This is a genomic window from Rhodopseudomonas rhenobacensis, from assembly GCF_014203125.1.
In the GTDB taxonomy this organism is placed as follows: Bacteria; Pseudomonadota; Alphaproteobacteria; order Rhizobiales; family Xanthobacteraceae; genus Rhodopseudomonas_A; species Rhodopseudomonas_A rhenobacensis.
On the sequence record NZ_JACHIH010000002.1, the window covers coordinates 50,055 to 64,828 of the forward strand.

Annotated in this window: 19 protein-coding genes; 13 read left to right on the forward strand and 6 right to left on the reverse strand. The window is 65.6% G+C overall.

The window, feature by feature from the left end; all coding sequences use genetic code 11:
• The first annotated feature begins 139 nt into the window (after positions 1 to 139).
• Positions 140 to 1,522, forward strand: coding sequence for an Nramp family divalent metal transporter (locus HNR60_RS02110; RefSeq protein WP_184253798.1), 1,383 nt, complete (start codon positions 140 to 142; stop codon positions 1,520 to 1,522).
• Between the two features lie 5 nt (positions 1,523 to 1,527).
• Here HNR60_RS02110 and HNR60_RS02115 read toward each other — a convergent pair whose 3' ends face one another.
• The 4 genes from HNR60_RS02115 to hemB all read right to left on the reverse strand — a co-directional run bounded on the left by HNR60_RS02115 (position 1,528) and on the right by hemB (position 4,657).
• On the reverse strand, positions 1,528 to 1,797 hold the full coding sequence (locus HNR60_RS02115; protein ID WP_184253800.1) for a hypothetical protein: 270 nt from the start codon (positions 1,795 to 1,797) through the stop codon (positions 1,528 to 1,530).
• 102 nt (positions 1,798 to 1,899) lie between these two features.
• The gene (locus tag HNR60_RS02120) at positions 1,900 to 2,676 is read right to left on the reverse strand and encodes an arginyltransferase (RefSeq protein ID WP_184253802.1); all 777 of its coding nucleotides are present in this window, start codon (positions 2,674 to 2,676) and stop codon (positions 1,900 to 1,902) included.
• Between the two features lie 115 nt (positions 2,677 to 2,791).
• Positions 2,792 to 3,352, reverse strand: coding sequence for an RDD family protein (locus HNR60_RS02125; protein ID WP_184253804.1), 561 nt, complete (start codon positions 3,350 to 3,352; stop codon positions 2,792 to 2,794).
• Positions 3,353 to 3,598: 246 nt separating this feature from the next.
• Positions 3,599 to 4,657 (reverse strand): porphobilinogen synthase, encoded by a 1,059-nt coding sequence (gene hemB / locus HNR60_RS02130; RefSeq protein WP_184253806.1) that lies wholly within the window; start codon positions 4,655 to 4,657, stop codon positions 3,599 to 3,601.
• Positions 4,658 to 4,820: 163 nt separating this feature from the next.
• Here hemB and HNR60_RS02135 point away from each other — a divergent pair, with 163 nt between their 5' ends.
• The 5 genes from HNR60_RS02135 (at position 4,821) to HNR60_RS02155 (ending at position 7,428) form a co-directional block, all read left to right on the forward strand.
• Entirely contained in the window at positions 4,821 to 5,297 is a 477-nt protein-coding gene (locus HNR60_RS02135) for a DUF6163 family protein (protein ID WP_184253808.1), read from the forward strand.
• 480 nt (positions 5,298 to 5,777) lie between these two features.
• Positions 5,778 to 6,293 carry a transcriptional regulator LdtR gene (ldtR, locus tag HNR60_RS02140; RefSeq protein WP_184253810.1) on the forward strand — a complete coding sequence of 172 codons (516 nt, stop codon included), beginning with the start codon at positions 5,778 to 5,780 and terminating at the stop codon, positions 6,291 to 6,293.
• Positions 6,294 to 6,549: 256 nt separating this feature from the next.
• On the forward strand, positions 6,550 to 6,792 hold the full coding sequence (locus HNR60_RS02145; RefSeq protein WP_184253812.1) for a hypothetical protein: 243 nt from the start codon (positions 6,550 to 6,552) through the stop codon (positions 6,790 to 6,792).
• Positions 6,789 to 7,004 (forward strand): hypothetical protein, encoded by a 216-nt coding sequence (locus HNR60_RS02150; RefSeq protein WP_184253814.1) that lies wholly within the window; start codon positions 6,789 to 6,791, stop codon positions 7,002 to 7,004. The genes HNR60_RS02145 and HNR60_RS02150 overlap by 4 nt, the downstream gene beginning before the upstream one ends.
• Positions 7,005 to 7,221: 217 nt before the next feature.
• Positions 7,222 to 7,428, forward strand: coding sequence for a hypothetical protein (locus HNR60_RS02155; protein ID WP_184253816.1), 207 nt, complete (start codon positions 7,222 to 7,224; stop codon positions 7,426 to 7,428).
• A gap of 104 nt (positions 7,429 to 7,532) precedes the next feature.
• On the opposite strand, the gene HNR60_RS02160 is transcribed toward HNR60_RS02155, so the two are convergent.
• Both HNR60_RS02160 and HNR60_RS02165 read right to left on the reverse strand, forming a co-directional pair.
• Positions 7,533 to 7,964: a toll/interleukin-1 receptor domain-containing protein gene (locus HNR60_RS02160; protein ID WP_184253818.1), complete on the reverse strand. Its 432-nt coding sequence runs from the start codon at positions 7,962 to 7,964 to the stop codon at positions 7,533 to 7,535.
• A complete protein-coding gene (locus tag HNR60_RS02165; protein WP_246432781.1) occupies positions 7,957 to 8,427 on the reverse strand; it encodes a toll/interleukin-1 receptor domain-containing protein in 471 nt (156 codons plus the stop codon). Before HNR60_RS02165 ends, HNR60_RS02160 begins: the two co-directional genes overlap by 8 nt.
• A 193-nt stretch (positions 8,428 to 8,620) precedes the next feature.
• On the opposite strand from HNR60_RS02165, the gene glyA reads away from it, so the two are divergent.
• The 7 genes from glyA to thiL all read left to right on the forward strand — a co-directional run bounded on the left by glyA (position 8,621) and on the right by thiL (position 14,644).
• Positions 8,621 to 9,946: a serine hydroxymethyltransferase gene (gene glyA / locus HNR60_RS02170; RefSeq protein WP_283810609.1), complete on the forward strand. Its 1,326-nt coding sequence runs from the start codon at positions 8,621 to 8,623 to the stop codon at positions 9,944 to 9,946.
• Between the two features lie 27 nt (positions 9,947 to 9,973).
• A complete protein-coding gene (nrdR, locus tag HNR60_RS02175; protein WP_011473106.1) occupies positions 9,974 to 10,459 on the forward strand; it encodes a transcriptional regulator NrdR in 486 nt (161 codons plus the stop codon).
• Positions 10,456 to 11,607 (forward strand): bifunctional diaminohydroxyphosphoribosylaminopyrimidine deaminase/5-amino-6-(5-phosphoribosylamino)uracil reductase RibD, encoded by a 1,152-nt coding sequence (gene ribD, locus HNR60_RS02180; RefSeq protein ID WP_184253822.1) that lies wholly within the window; start codon positions 10,456 to 10,458, stop codon positions 11,605 to 11,607. The genes nrdR and ribD overlap by 4 nt, the downstream gene beginning before the upstream one ends.
• On the forward strand, positions 11,607 to 12,215 hold the full coding sequence (locus HNR60_RS02185; protein WP_184253825.1) for a riboflavin synthase: 609 nt from the start codon (positions 11,607 to 11,609) through the stop codon (positions 12,213 to 12,215). The genes ribD and HNR60_RS02185 overlap by 1 nt, the downstream gene beginning before the upstream one ends.
• 210 nt (positions 12,216 to 12,425) lie before the next feature.
• Positions 12,426 to 12,917: a 6,7-dimethyl-8-ribityllumazine synthase gene (ribH, locus tag HNR60_RS02190; RefSeq protein WP_184253827.1), complete on the forward strand. Its 492-nt coding sequence runs from the start codon at positions 12,426 to 12,428 to the stop codon at positions 12,915 to 12,917.
• Positions 12,918 to 12,925: 8 nt separating this feature from the next.
• Positions 12,926 to 13,435 (forward strand): transcription antitermination factor NusB, encoded by a 510-nt coding sequence (gene nusB, locus HNR60_RS02195; RefSeq protein WP_184253829.1) that lies wholly within the window; start codon positions 12,926 to 12,928, stop codon positions 13,433 to 13,435.
• A 231-nt stretch (positions 13,436 to 13,666) separates the two neighbouring features.
• On the forward strand, positions 13,667 to 14,644 hold the full coding sequence (gene thiL, locus HNR60_RS02200; protein WP_184253831.1) for a thiamine-phosphate kinase: 978 nt from the start codon (positions 13,667 to 13,669) through the stop codon (positions 14,642 to 14,644).
• Positions 14,645 to 14,774: the final 130 nt, after the last annotated feature.

A 14,774-nucleotide genomic window follows, 5' to 3' on the forward strand; every position in this document is an offset into this window, starting at 1 on the left:
CATGGCAGCATGGAACCGGGTTCCCGATTCTGCGTTGTTCTTGGAACCTTTCTAAGTTCCGAAGAAAAATGATGGGAATCTGGCCACTTGCACATGCAAATCAGTTGCATTAACGCCCGTTCCGAGTCAGGCTCTCGAAATGGATGCTAAAACCCCGCTGTTAACTCATGAACAGGCCGCCACGCCGGCCGCAATTCCCGTGGTGCCGGGCAGCTGGCGCGGCGAGCGCGGCGAGCCGTCGCTGGCCGACATGTTCGGCTCGATCAGGGTCGCCAAGAGCGGCTCATTCTGGCGCAAGCTGGTGGCGTTCCTCGGCCCGGGCTATCTGGTCGCGGTCGGCTACATGGACCCCGGCAATTGGGCGACCTCGCTCGCCGGCGGTTCGAAATTCGGCTACGCGCTGCTCGCGGTGGCGCTGATCTCCAACATCATGGCGATCGTTCTGCAGTCATTATGCGCGCGACTCGGCGTCGGCGCGGGGCGCGATCTGGCGCAGGCCTGCCGCGACGCCTATCCGCGCTGGGCCTCGTGGCCGCTGTGGATCTCGGCGGAAATCGCCATCACCGCCACCGATCTGGCCGAAGTGATCGGCACCGCGATCGGGCTCAATCTGCTGTTCGGGATTCCGCTCGAGATCGGCGTCATCATCACCGCCGCCGACGTGTTCCTGATCCTGGCGCTGCAGGCGTTCGGCTTCCGCTGGATCGAAGCCTTCGTGGTGGCGCTGCTCGGCGTGATCGCGGCGTGCTTTGCGGTGCAGATCGCAATGGCCGATCCGGACTGGGGCGCGGTGATCCGCGGTTTCGCGCCGACCACGCAGATCCTGACCAATCCGGGCATGCTGTATCTTGCGCTCGGCATCCTCGGCGCCACGGTGATGCCGCACAATCTCTATCTGCATTCCGGCCTGGTGCAGACCCGCGGCTATGGCGACAGCGTTCCGGAAAAGCGCGAGGCAATCAAGCTCGCGACCATCGATTCCACGCTGGCGCTGTGCCTGGCGCTGACCATCAACGCCTCGATCCTGATTCTCGCCGCGGCGACCTTCCATCACGTCGGCAAGACCGATGTCGCCGAACTCGATCAGGCCCACGCCTTTCTGGCGCCGCTGCTCGGCTCGGCGCTGGCGCCGACGCTGTTCGGCATCGCGCTATTGTGCTGCGGGCTCAACTCCACCATCACCGCGACGCTGGCCGGCCAGGTGGTGATGGAAGGCTTCATCCAGCTCAAGATCGCGCCGTGGCTGCGCCGCATGGTGACGCGGATGATCGCCATCGTGCCGGCGGTCGGCGTCACGATCTGGGCCGGCGAGAAGGCCACCGGGCAATTGCTGATCCTCAGCCAAGTGGTGCTCAGCCTGCAGTTGCCGTTCGCCGTGGTGCCGCTGGTGATGTTCACCGCCAGCCGCGCCAAGATGGGGGAATTCGTCGCCCCGCGCTGGCTCACCGCCGCAGCGGCGCTGATCGCGGTGATCATCATCGCGCTCAACGCCAAGCTGGTGTTCGATTTTATCGCGAGCTGACGGGCCTACTGCAATTGCTTCAAGCAAAGCCCGGCGGCCCTGCCGCTGTCCTGCGCGGTCGCGCGGACCACTTTGCCGGAAATCACCATCGGCCGCACGATTCCGGGGAGCGTATCCTTGATCACGGTGTCGGGCCGGATCGACGGGGCCGCGGTGTTGTAGATCAGCTTGGCCTCCGGCGTGAGCTGCGCGGCGCAGGCGGCGGACGATTTGCTGTCGGCCAGGGCGACCGAGGGGAGCAACAAGATAACGGCGGCGATGACGCTGCGAAACATGGTGTGCTCCAGATGTGAGGACGATACAGGGTGGTCTAGTGGTAAGAGTGGTCTAGTGGTACCGCGATGACTGTCAGGTTAACGAGATCATCGATCTGGCGGCTAATCCTGCGGCTCGACCGCGCTTTCGCCCGAGGCATCGATCCGGACCCAGCCCGAAGGCGCGAGGCGCTGCTGCGGCAGATAGCGGCCCTTGTAGTCCATCTTCTTGGAGCCTTCGATCCAATAGCCGAGATAGACGTAGGGCAGGCTGAGCCTGCGGGCGCGGGCGATGTGGTCGAGGATCATGAAGGTGCCGAGCGAGCGGCTGTCCTCGCCGGGCTCGAAGAACGAATACACCATCGACAGCCCGTCATTGAGGATGTCGGTCAACGCCACCGCCAGCAGATCCTCGCCGCGGCCGGTGATGCCGCTGTCGGGGCCGCGGCGGCGATACTCGATGATCCTTGTTTTGACGTGGCTGTCCTCGACCATCATGGCGTAGTCCAGCACGGTCATGTCGGCCATGCCGCCGTGGCGATGCCGGCGGTCGAGATAGGCGCGGAACACCGAATACTGCTCGGAGGTCGGCACCGCGCTGCGCAGTTCGCCGATCACGTCGGCGTTGCGGGCGAGGATCTTGCGCTGGTTGCGCGAGGGGCGGAATTCGTTGGCCACCACCCGCACCGAGACGCAGGCGCGGCACTGGTCGCAGGCCGGCCGGTAGGCGATCGATTGGCTGCGGCGGAAGCCGCCATGGGTCAACAGGTCGTTCAGCTCGCCGGCTTTGCTGCCGACCAGATGGGTGAACACCTTGCGTTCGTGCCGGCCCGGCAGATAGGGGCAGGGCGACGGCGCCGTCAGGTAGAACTGCGGGGTGTCACGCGAGTGCTGAGTCACGGATTGCGGTCAACCTCCATTGGCAGCGGGACAGCACGGTTACGGGTCACTCCGGTTGCGTCGCAGCAGCAGCATCGCGCCGTCCGGCCGGATGGTCAATGCGGTTCACTTGCACTTAGAACGATCGCAGCGGCTGGGCGTCCCGGCCGAGCGCCGCGCTGTTGATGATCACGGTTCCGAGCACGATGTCGTGCAACAGACGGCGGCGGCCGTTGAACAGCCCGACCAGCAGCACGAACGGCGACAGCATGGTGATCGAGACCCAGAACAGGATGGCGTGCACCGCGCCCATCACGAAATAGCTCGGCTCGCCGTACCAGGTGCGCATCTGCAGATCCATCATCCGCATCCCGACGGTCGCCGAGGAGGGGCCGCCCAGAGTGGCGCCGTAATACACCAGCGCCCAGATCACCGAGGCCGGCGACACCAGCCAGAACAGCGCCCAGCCGAGCCCCAGCGTGACCACGCCGAACACGCTGATGAACACCACGCCCAGGACGATCGGGATCGCCAGCAGCACCAGGTCGATCAGGAAGGCGAACACCCGGCGTGTCAGCACGCCGCGAAACAGCTCCGGCTGCAGCCAGGGATCGAACGCCGGCTCGCGCGGATCGGGGCCGCCGCGCCAGGCCGAATTGTCGCTTCCGCCATTGTCGCTTCCGCCATTGTCAGACATCGCAAGGTGCTCCCTGCCGGACCGAAACGCCCGGATGACGTCGCAGGACATGGAGACGCGCAACCGCGGTTACAAGTGCTCGCGCGCAACTACGCGTGCCCGGCGCTGGTGCCGTCCATACGCCGCGACTCACTGACCCACCGCCTTGCGGCGGGCCAGCGGCGCGCTCACCTCGCGTCGCGCCGCCTGTCGGGCCGCCCGTCCTCGCGCGGCCGGGAGCGGCCGCGCGACGAAGTGAAGACCGGCTCAGCCGTGCTTCTTCAGCTTCTCGGCTGCGGCGGGGGCGAAATAGGTCAGCACGCCGTCGGCGCCGGCGCGCTTGAAGCCGAGCAGGCTTTCCATCATCGCCCGCTCGCCGTCGATCCAGCCGTTGGCGGCGGCGGCGGCGATCATCGCGTATTCGCCGGACACCTGATAGGCGAAGGTCGGCACCGCGAAGGTCTCCTTCACCCGGCGCACGATGTCGAGATAGGGCATGCCGGGCTTCACCATCACCATATCGGCGCCTTCGGCGAGATCGAGCTCGACCTCGCGCAGCGCCTCGTCGGTGTTGGCGCTGTCCATCTGATAGGTGCGCTTGTCGCCGGTCAGAGCCTTGGCCGAGCCGATCGCGTCGCGGAACGGGCCGTAGAACGCCGAGGCGTATTTCGCCGCGTAAGCCATGATCTGCACGTCGAGGAAGCCGTTGGCGTCCAGCGCCTGGCGGATCGCGCCGATTCGGCCGTCCATCATGTCGGACGGCGCGATGATGTCGCAGCCGGCCTGCGCCTGCACCAGCGACTGCTGCACCAGCACTTCGACGGTCTCGTCGTTGAGGATCTTGCCGTCGCGAATCAGCCCGTCATGGCCGTGGCTGGTGAACGGATCGAGCGCCACGTCGCACAATACGCCGAGGTCGGGGAATTCCTGCTTCAAGGCGCGCACCGCCTTGCACACCAGATTGTCGGCGTTGGTGGCTTCGGTGCCGTTCTCGTCGCGCAGCGACGGCTCGGTGAACGGGAACAGGGCGATGCAGGGGATGTCGAGCTTCATCGCGCGCTCGGCGGCGCGCACCACCTGGTCGACGCTCAAGCGCTCGACGCCGGGCATCGAGCCGACCGGCGCGCGCTTGTTGTCGCCGTCGATCACGAACATCGGCCAGATCAGGTCGTCGGTGGTCAGCACGTTTTCGCGCACCAGCCGCCGCGCCCATTCGGACTTGCGGTTGCGGCGCGGTCGGACGACCAGATCGAGCATCGGGGCCGCGGCGGCCGGTTGCCGCGGGGTGTCGCGCATCTCGATCGGACGGCCAAATTTGATCGCCATTGTAGCATCACTCCTGGGGATGATTTGACGGACTCTATAGTCTGACAGTTTGGCATTATATGGTCATCTTGCTCTTGATTTGCCGCAACTGCGATTGATTTTGCGGGGGTGAGGCTGCATGACTCACCGCCCGGAGGTCCTTCCCGCATGAGCAGCGATCGGCATGTCTGACACGTCCAGCCGCGACCACAACCGTGACAACGCGATCCGCGACAACGCGATGTCGCTGGCGGCGATCTCCAACGCGCGCCCGCCGACCGAGGACAACGCCTGGACGCGGCGGCTGGTGCTGTTCCTGCGGGTGATGGCGGTGCTGGCGGTCGCCAAGGGACTGTATCATTGGGCGCAGGTCACCGGCTTCGTCGGCGGCGAGGACGACGCCTTCGAATATCAGCCGATGGCCTGGCAGACCGCGACGGTGTATTTCGCGGTGATCGAACTGGTCGCCGCGGTCGGGCTGTGGCTGGCGACGCCGTGGGGCGCCGTGGTGTGGCTCACCACCGTGGTGTCGATGGCGGTGATCGAGCTGATGTTTCCGGCGATCTACGGCGGCAGCCTGCTGGTGGTCGGGCTCGAGGCGCTGTTGCTGTCGGCCTATCTGGCGCTGGCCTGGATGGCGGCGCGCGAACGCCCGCCATAGCGCGCCGCGGATCGCGCCGACGATTGTCCGACGCAATTTGAATCAAATGCGCGGCAGCTTCCGCCGCGCCAGGCATCGCCCCGATGCCGTCCTGCATCCGTCAATTTCGACGCATCGCATTTGGTAAAGCCGCCGCGCGCCGCGACGGGCGAATTTGTTTTACTGTTTTGCGCCGTAAAGAAACTGGTCACCCTAACAGCGTGGTCATCTGTGTTACGCGAACCTTTCGAATTTGAGCGATGCTGTCTTTGAATGCGACACCGCCGCAGACGAAGCGTGAACGAAGGGCCTCAAACGTCAAGGAAAGGTTGCAAAAAGCCCTTGATTTGCAGGCTTAATCCGCGATTCACTGTCTTAAATTCATGATCTCTTTATTGTCTTATTTAAGCGGATCTTCAAACGCCCGGCTTAAGTTGTGGCTATCAGGCGGGACAAAAGTTTCGTCGAAAAAGTCGACAAAAAAGCCAACAGGGGTATGTCATGATCAAAGCCGTTGCCACGGCGGTGGAAACCGCTTCGGCCGCGACCGGTGCTGCGCCGGTCCAGCCACTCTATCTCGAAGCGCTGACCTTGGTGGAACGGCTGCATCGCCGCCTGCTCGACGTGATCAAGGACGAGTTCGACCGTCGCGGTCGCTCCGATATCAACTCGGTGCAGGCGCTGTTGCTCTACAATATCGGCGACAAGGAATTGACCGCCGGCGAGCTGCGCACCCGCGGCTACTATCTCGGCTCCAACGTCTCCTACAATCTGAAGAAGCTGGTCGAGCTCGGCTTCCTCGATCATCAGCGTTCGCGGGTCGATCGCCGCTCGGTGCGGATCCGGCTCACCGCGCAGGGCCAGGAGATCCGCCACATCGTCGACGCGCTGTATCAGAAGCACGTCAAGACGGTGGAGCAGGTCGGCGGCATCTCCAACGACGAGTTCGCCACGCTGAACAAGTCGCTGCATCGGCTGGAGCGGTTCTGGACCGACCAGATCCTGTATCGGCTTTGAGCCTTTAAGCCTTTCCAGGATGGCGCCAAGGAACGCCGGTGGGTTCTCCAGCCACCCGGCCTGCCACCAAGGCGGCCACGCGCCATCCTGACTTGCGTTGCGTTGCCGAGCAGCGTCGGCGTCGAGCGGCCTTCTTCGCGGGGAGGCCGTTTTGCTTTTGGTGCCCGGCCCGACCCTGCGCGGGAAAAAGTTCCCGGTGACGGGAACTTTCCGCCGCACAGCAACTTGTTTTCGCGAAGTCATTGGAGTTCGAGCCATGCTGGTTGAGCGCGGCCTGCACATCATGAATGTGGACGTGATCGGCAAAGCCTACGACATCGCCGCCGTCTATCTGCGTCGCACCGGGGTGATCCCTGATGACGCAGCCACCCACGACGAACTGCTCGAGACCATCGTCAAGCTGTTCGAGCGCGGCGATACCCGCCAGCTCAGCCTCGCCAACCGGGCGATCGCCAAATTCGAAGCCGCGCAGCGCGCGACCACCCCAGGAGCGTCATGAAATCCGCGATCGACCGCATTCTTCAAACTTACGGCCTGCTGACCAACCGCGAAGCCGCGGCGGCGGCGCAGCAGCGGGTCGAAAACTACATCCGCACCCTGGTCGAGGGCGGCGAGACCGACGTCGACCGGCTGACGGTCTGCGGCCTGGTCTATCTGCGCGAACAGGACGGCAGCAATGTCTCGGTGAAGGCCGGCTACACCGGCATGTAAGGGCAGGGGGGTCGCAGAGCGGCGACCCTTCCTCGCGCTGTCGCGGCGGCGAGGCAGCCGTGAGCTGCCATGCTGACACGGCGAGATGCGCGTGATCGATGAGCGCCTGCTGCTGCATGGGAATTCCACCCATTTTGCAGCTCTGAAGCCAATCCAAATCTTGGCGTCGACCTCTTTGCGCGATAAGACGTCCGCATTCGGTGAGGGGTTGTGAGTCATGGACAAGGCGGCAATGCGCGCGGAGGCCGAACGGCTGATGCGCGAAGCGATGGAACGCAAGGCCGTCGTGGTCAAGCAGGGCGACACCCGGATCATGGCGACCTGTGGAAAGTGCGGCGCCGCCAACAAGATCTCCGCGCCGCGCGGCGAGACCCGGGTGAAATACGCCTGCAAGGAATGCGGACATAGCCAGATCGCGATGTGAGATTTGGGGCGGGTCGACGCGGCGACTTTGAGTAGCAAGGTGTCGGCGTGAGCGGAAGGATTTGCCGCCTAGCAGCCAACCGCGCTCAACTACGACAGCACCGATCAATCCGCCGCAATGATCTGCCGTTGTTCTGCAGGGACCGCATGGACCAAAGTATCGGCCACGCTGTCCAGCGAGCGACGATCGGCGTCCAGCACCAGCAGGCCAGCAAGGTCAGTCGGCAGCTCGGTGGAGCCAGCGTCACGTCCCGGTGGCAAAACTGCAAGCACCGGTTTGCCGAGCGCCTTGGCGGCGCCGGCCTCGAACCAGATGCTGTTGCGGTTTGCTGTGGTTTGCGACGGGATCAGTAACACCAAAGCGGTGGCGTCCTCGATCTGCCGGCGCAACCCGGCGCTCAGGTCGCTTCCGAACGCGGTGTCGAGGTCCCCTGCGACCGAGATCCCGCGCTGCTTCAACAGCTCACCGAGCTGATGCGCGAAAATGCGATCTTCCCGCGCATAGGAGATGAAAACCCGCTTGTCGCCTTCAGACATCCACGGCCTCCTTCACGCGTTCGGCTAGTTCGCTAATATAGGTATCGAACTCGTTCAGGCCAATAACATTGGTGGGAGAGAGCATCGCCAACCCGCCGTGATCCCGTTCGATCTGTTCGAGCGACAGGCCGTAAATCACTCCCACGTAGCGCTTTCGCAGCGCCCACGCGCCGGCCATCTCGCTCCACACCCAGTTTCGATCGACCGACCAGGGCGTCAGCAGCGACACCAATTCCGTGCAGCCGATCAGGCCGGCATGGACACGCTGTTCGATCCGATCGCCGCTTTTGATGTCGAAGATGTCGATGAAGACCTGCGCTTCGGTCCTCTCGACGATCAGTCTTGCCATCTGGCGCGCGATCCAGCGGTCGTGCCAGCCATGCGAGACGAACACATGATAGGACATCGCATTCCCCCGACGCGACTTTCCGCCGAATAGAGCACACGCATCTTCAGCGGCCAACAGCAGCTCCCGAAGCGCCCACGCCACTGGCGTATCCACCATATCTTGCTTAAATGACGCAGCCCGGGCGCAAAACCTTGGCCATTTCGGCCGGATATGATATGGCCCAGCCAGCTTCCGACCGCCCTAGACAGCCGCCCGCATTGGTCCCGCCTCATTGGCTAAGGGATTGCGGCAGTGGAGACATTTCGCCATGAGCTCATCCGCCAAGTCCACCGCCACCAAGTCCACCGCCACCCGGTCCGCCCCCGACTCGTTCTTTTCCGCCTCGATGGCCGAGGCCGATCCGGAGATCGCCGCCGCGATCGCCGGCGAACTCGGCCGGCAGCGCCACGAGGTCGAATTGATCGCCTCGGAAAACATCGTCAGCCGTGCGGTGATGGAAGCCCAGGGCTCGGTGATGACCAACAAATACGCCGAGGGCTATCCCGGGCACCGCTATTACGGCGGCTGCGAATTCGTCGACGTCGCCGAGAACCTGGCGATCGAGCGCGCCAAGAAGCTGTTCGGCGCCGGCTTTGCCAATGTGCAGCCGAACTCCGGCAGCCAGATGAACCAGGCGGTCTTCCTCGCGCTGTTGCAGCCGGGCGACACCTTCATGGGTCTTGATCTGGCCGCCGGCGGCCATCTCACCCATGGCTCCGCCGTCAACATGTCCGGCAAATGGTTCAAGCCGGTGCACTACGGCGTGCGCCGCGAGGACGGCATCATCGACATGGACGAGGTCGCCAAGATCGCCGAGGCCAACAAGCCGAAGCTGATCATCGCCGGCGGCTCGGCCTATTCGCGGGCCTGGGACTTCAAGCGGTTCCGCGAGATCGCAGACCACGTCGGGGCCTATTTCATGGTCGACATGGCGCATTTCGCAGGGCTCGTCGCCGGTGGCGTTCACGCCTCGCCGGTGCCGCACGCCCATGTCGTCACCACCACCACGCACAAATCGCTGCGCGGCCCGCGCGGCGGCCTGATCCTCACCAATGACGAGGCGCTGGCCAAGAAGTTCAATTCGGCGATCTTCCCCGGGCTGCAGGGCGGCCCCTTGATGCACGTCATCGCCGCGAAGGCCGTGGCGTTCAAGGAAGCGCTCCAGCCTGACTTCAAGGTTTACGCGAAGAACGTCGTCGAAAATGCCAAGGCGCTTGCAGAAACCCTGCGCGGTCACGGCTTCGACATCGTCTCCGGCGGCACCGACAACCATCTGATGCTGGTCGATCTGCGGCCGAAGGCGCTGAAGGGGAACGTCTCGGAGAAGGCGCTGGTTCGCGCCGGCATCACCTGCAACAAGAACGGCATTCCCTACGATCCGGAGAAGCCCTTCGTCACCTCCGGCATTCGCCTCGGCACCCCGGCGGCCACCACCCGCGGCTTCGGCGTCGCCGAATTCCAGCAGGTCGGCGGCATGATCGCCGAGGTGCTGAACGCCATCGCGCAGTCCGAAGAGGGCACCGCGCCGTTGGTCGAAGCCGCCGTCAAGGCCCGCGTCAAAGAGCTCACCGATCGCTTCCCGATCTACCAGTAAGGGTCTCTGACTCTTGAAGGACTCCGCATGCGCTGTCCGAGCTGCAGCTCTCTCGACACCCAGGTCAAGGACTCCCGTCCGACTGAAGACTCCGCCGTCATTCGCAGGCGGCGGGTCTGCATGGCGTGCAACTTCCGCTTCACCACCTTCGAGCGGGTGCAGCTGCGCGAGCTGACGGTGATCAAGCGCAACGGCCGCCGGGTGCCGTTCGACCGCGACAAGCTGGTGCGCTCGGTGCAGATCAGTCTGCGCAAGCGCCCGGTGGAGCCGGAAAAGGTCGAGAAGATGGTCTCGGCGATCGTCCGCGAACTGGAGAGCGCCGGCGAGGCGGAGATTTCCTCGGAGGCGATCGGCGAGATCGTGATGGAGCATCTGCGCAAGCTCGACGACGTCGCCTATGTGCGCTTCGCCTCGGTGTATCGCAATTTTCGCGAGGCCAAGGACTTCGAGGCGGTGCTCGGCGAATTGTCCGGCGACGAGATGGCGCGGCTGGCCGCGTTGCGGCTGAAATGATCTTCCGCATCCTGGAAGATCAATACGCCGACAAGATCCATCAGGCGAAGGCCGCCGACCTGCGGTTCATGCAGCTCGCGCTGACGCTCGGCCGCCGCGGGCTGGGCCGCACCGCGCCCAATCCGGCGGTCGGCGCGGTGATCGTCAAGGACGGCGTGATCGTCGGCCGCGGCTGGACGCAACCCGGCGGACGCCCCCATGCCGAGGTCGAGGCGCTGCACCGCGCCGGGCGCGCCGCGCGGGGCGCTACTCTCTACGTGACGCTGGAGCCGTGTTCGCATCACGGCAAGACGCCGCCCTGCGCCGACGCGGTGATCGCCGCCGGCGTTGCGCGCGTCGTCTCCGCAATCGAAGACCCCAATCCGGAGGTGGCCGGGCAGGGCCATGCCCGGCTGCGTGCCGCCGGCATCCGGGTCGATGTCGGGCTGTGCGGCGCGGAGGCCGCGCACGACCACGCCGGGCATTTCCGCCGCGTCTGTGACGGCCGGCCGCATGTGATTCTGAAACTGGCGGTGTCGTCCGACGACAAGATCGCCGCGACCCCGGGCCAGCCGACCGCGATCACCGGCGAGGAAGCGCGGTCGCGGGTGCATCTGCTGCGCGCGCAATGCGACGCCGTGCTGATCGGAATCAGGACCGCGCTGGCCGACGATCCGCTGTTGACCTGCCGGCTGCCGGGGATGGCGAAGCGCTCGCCCATTCGCGTGGTGCTGGACCCCGCGCTGCGGCTGCCCGGCGACAGCCGCTTGGTACATTCCGCCCGGAGCACGCCGCTGTGGCTGCTGTCCTCCGAGATCGCCGAAGCCGCGGCCGCCGCCAAGCTCGGCGCTGCGGGCGCGCAGATCATTCACGTCGCGGATTGTGCGGAGACGCCGGGGCTGGATCTCGCCGCGGTGTTGCGGACGCTGTCCGACAAGGGCATCACTCGGCTCTTGGTCGAAGGCGGCGCCCGCGTCGCGGCGTCCTTTATCGCCGCCGGTCTGGTCGACGAGGTCTGGCTGCTGCGCGGCGCGCAAAGCGTCGGCGAGGGCGGCGTCGCCGCGCTCGACGGCCTGCCGCTCAGCGTCATCACCGACGCCCCCGGTTTCAAGATCCGCGCCAGCGACACGCTCGGCCCCGATTCTCTCACCATCTATGAGCGCAGCTAATGTTCACCGGCATCATCACCGACCAGGGCGAGATCACGGCCCTGACCCCCACCGCGCAGGGCAGCCTGCACCGGCTGCGGATTGCTTGCGGCTACGATCGCGCGGGCATCGCCGACGGCGCCTCGATCGCCGCCAACGGCATCTGCCTCACCGTGGTCGGCAGCGGCGTCGAGAACGGCAAGACCTGGTACGAGGTCGACGCCGGCGCCGAGACGCTGGCGGTGACCTCCGCCAAGCACTGGCGGGTCGGCACCCGGCTCAATCTGGAGCGCGCGTTGAAGATCGGCGACGAACTCGGCGGCCACATCGTCACCGGCCATGTCGACGGCATCGCCACCGTCACGACGCGCGAAGACCTCACCGATATGGCGCGGTTCGAATTGACCACATCGCGGGAGCTGGCGCGGTTCATCGCCGCCAAGGGCTCGGTGACGCTGGACGGCGTGTCGCTGACCGTCAACACCGCGGTCGACACCACCTTCTCGGTGTTGATCATCCCGCACACGCTCGATGTCACCACGCTGTCACGCTGGCAGCCCGGCAGCGACATCAACCTCGAAATCGACCTGATGGCGCGTTACGCCGCGCGCCTCGCGGAAATGAAATAGCGCTCGCTTTGCTGTTGGCTTTGGCCGGCGGCGCGCCTAAAACCCCGAAGCCCTCATGGTGAGGAGTGCGCCATCTTTGGCGCGCGTCTCGAACCATGAGGAGATCGGCGCCATCCTTCGAGACGCGGCCTTCGGCCGCCCTCAGGATGAGGTCATTGCCGGTGGAAACGCGTTAAAGACCCTTCGAACCGAACGGAATGAATTGATCAGATGGCGGACGCGCGACGCGCTCAGTTGCAGGACCAGACCGACGTTTCCGGCGCGCGTGCGCTGATCGTCGAGGCGCGGTTCTACGACGACATCCAGGATGCGCTGCTGGAAGGCGCGCTGGCCGAACTTCAGGCGGCAGGCGTCGCCCACGACATCCTCACGGTGCCGGGGGCGCTGGAGATTCCCGCCGCGATCGCCATCGCGCTGGATGCCGCGGAAGCAAACGGCAAGCCCTATGACGCGGCGATCGCGCTCGGCTGCGTGGTGCGCGGCGACACCATCCATTTCGAGATCGTCTCGATGGAATCGTCGCGGGCGCTGATGGACCTTGCGGTGACGCGGAAATTCCCGCTCGGCAACGGCATCATCACGGTGAACACCGACGAACAGGCCTGGGCGCGCGCCCGGGCCTCCGAACTCAACAAGGGCGGTGACGCCGCGCGCGCGGCGCTGGCGATGCTGCGGATCAAACGCCGTCTGGCGCGGAGCTGAACGGCATCATGGCCGAGATCAAAAAGACCTTCGACAACAAGTCCACGCCGAAGGGCGAGAAGAAAGCCAACCGGCGCGGCGCGGCGCGGCTCGCCGCGGTGCAGGCGCTGTACCAGATGGACGTCGGCGGCGCCGGCCTCAACGATATCTTCGCGGAGTTCGAAAGCCATTGGCTCGGCAACGAGGTCGAGGGCGATCAATATCTGCCGGCCGAGCAGGCGTTCTTCCAGGACGTGGTGGCGGGCGTGGTCCGCGACCAGGCCAAGCTCGATCCGTTGATCGACGTCGCCTTGGCCAAGGGCTGGCCGCTGGCGCGGATCGACGCGATTCTGCGCGCGGTGATGCGGGCAGGGGCCTATGAGCTGGAACACCGCAAGGACGTGCCGGCGCGCGTCGTCGTCTCGGAATATGTCGATGTCGCCAACGCCTTCGTCGAAGGCGAGGAGACCGGCATGGTCAACGCGGTGCTGGACCAGATCGCGCGGCAATTCCGGGCCGATGAGTTTTCGCGGGGGTAGCGTCGGGAGCCGTCCTCTCGATAGTCGGGACCTGCAAAGCGCAGTGAGTCGTCATCCTGAAGTGCGAGCCGTCTTCGGCGAGCCTCGAAGGATGCGGCCACGGGTCCCGCGGCGCATCCTTCGAGACGCCCGGCTTCGCGCTCCGCGCTTCGCCGGGCTCCTCAGGATGACGGTGAGCGTGTAGCGAAGCAGGGCGATTGCTGTGGTCTTCGGTGCGATGGATGGCAATGCATGGCTTCCGGTGAAGACGATCTGATCGCGCGCTACTTCAAGCCGCTGGCGCACGACGCCGGCGCGTTCGATCTGACCGACGACTGCGCGATCCTGAAAGCGTCGGCGGACGATCTGGTGCTGACCACCGACGCCATCGTCGAAGGCGTGCATTTCCTGCCCGATGATCCGCCGGAATCCATCGCCCGCAAGGCGTTGCGGGTGAACCTGTCGGACCTGGCGGCCAAAGGCGCTACGCCCGCAGGCTTCCTGCTGACGCTGGCGCTACGCCGCGCCGAGGAGTCCTGGTTAGCGCCGTTTGCGCAAGCGATCGGCGAGGACGCCGCGGCGTTCGGCTGTCCGCTGCTCGGCGGCGACACGGTGTCGACGCCGGGACCGTTGATGATCTCGGTCACCGCGTTCGGCCGGGTGCCGGCGGGCCGGATGGTGCGCCGCGCCGGGGCCAAGGTGGGCGACCACGTCGTGGTAAGCGGCACGATCGGCGACGCCGCGCTCGGGCTCGAGATCCTCAAGGGCGGGCCGGCGGCCGGGGCGGCGACGAGCGACGCCCGCGCCGCGCTGGTCGGTCGCTACCGCGAGCCGCAGCCGCGCAGCGCGCTCGCTGAGGCGGTCCGCGACCATGCCTCGGCGGCGATGGACGTCTCCGATGGTCTGGCCGGAGATCTCACCAAGCTCTGCGGCGTCTCGGGCGTGTCGGCCGCGATCGACGCTTCGGCGATTCCGCTGTCGGACGCCGCCCGCACGGTGCTGGCGGCGGGGGCAGGGCGAATCGTGCAGCTGATCGCCGGCGGCGACGATTACGAGATTCTATGTACCGTCCCGGAGGCGCGGCTCGCGGCCTTCCAGGCCGAAGCCCGCCGCGGCGGGGTCCGCGTCAGCGTGATCGGCCGGATCACCGAGGGCGTTGGCGTTCCGCAATTCAGCGACGCGGATGGCCGTGTGCTTGCGCTGAAAGCCTTGTCTTACAGCCATTTCTAGCGGCCGGCGCGGCTGGGGTCCGGCCGCCCGGCGGTCGACGGTCTCGAAATTCGTTCCAAAAGAGACATTTATGACCTTCGCAGCGTTGCACCGCGGTTGCGATTTTGGCATGGTCCCGCCGATTTGAGGC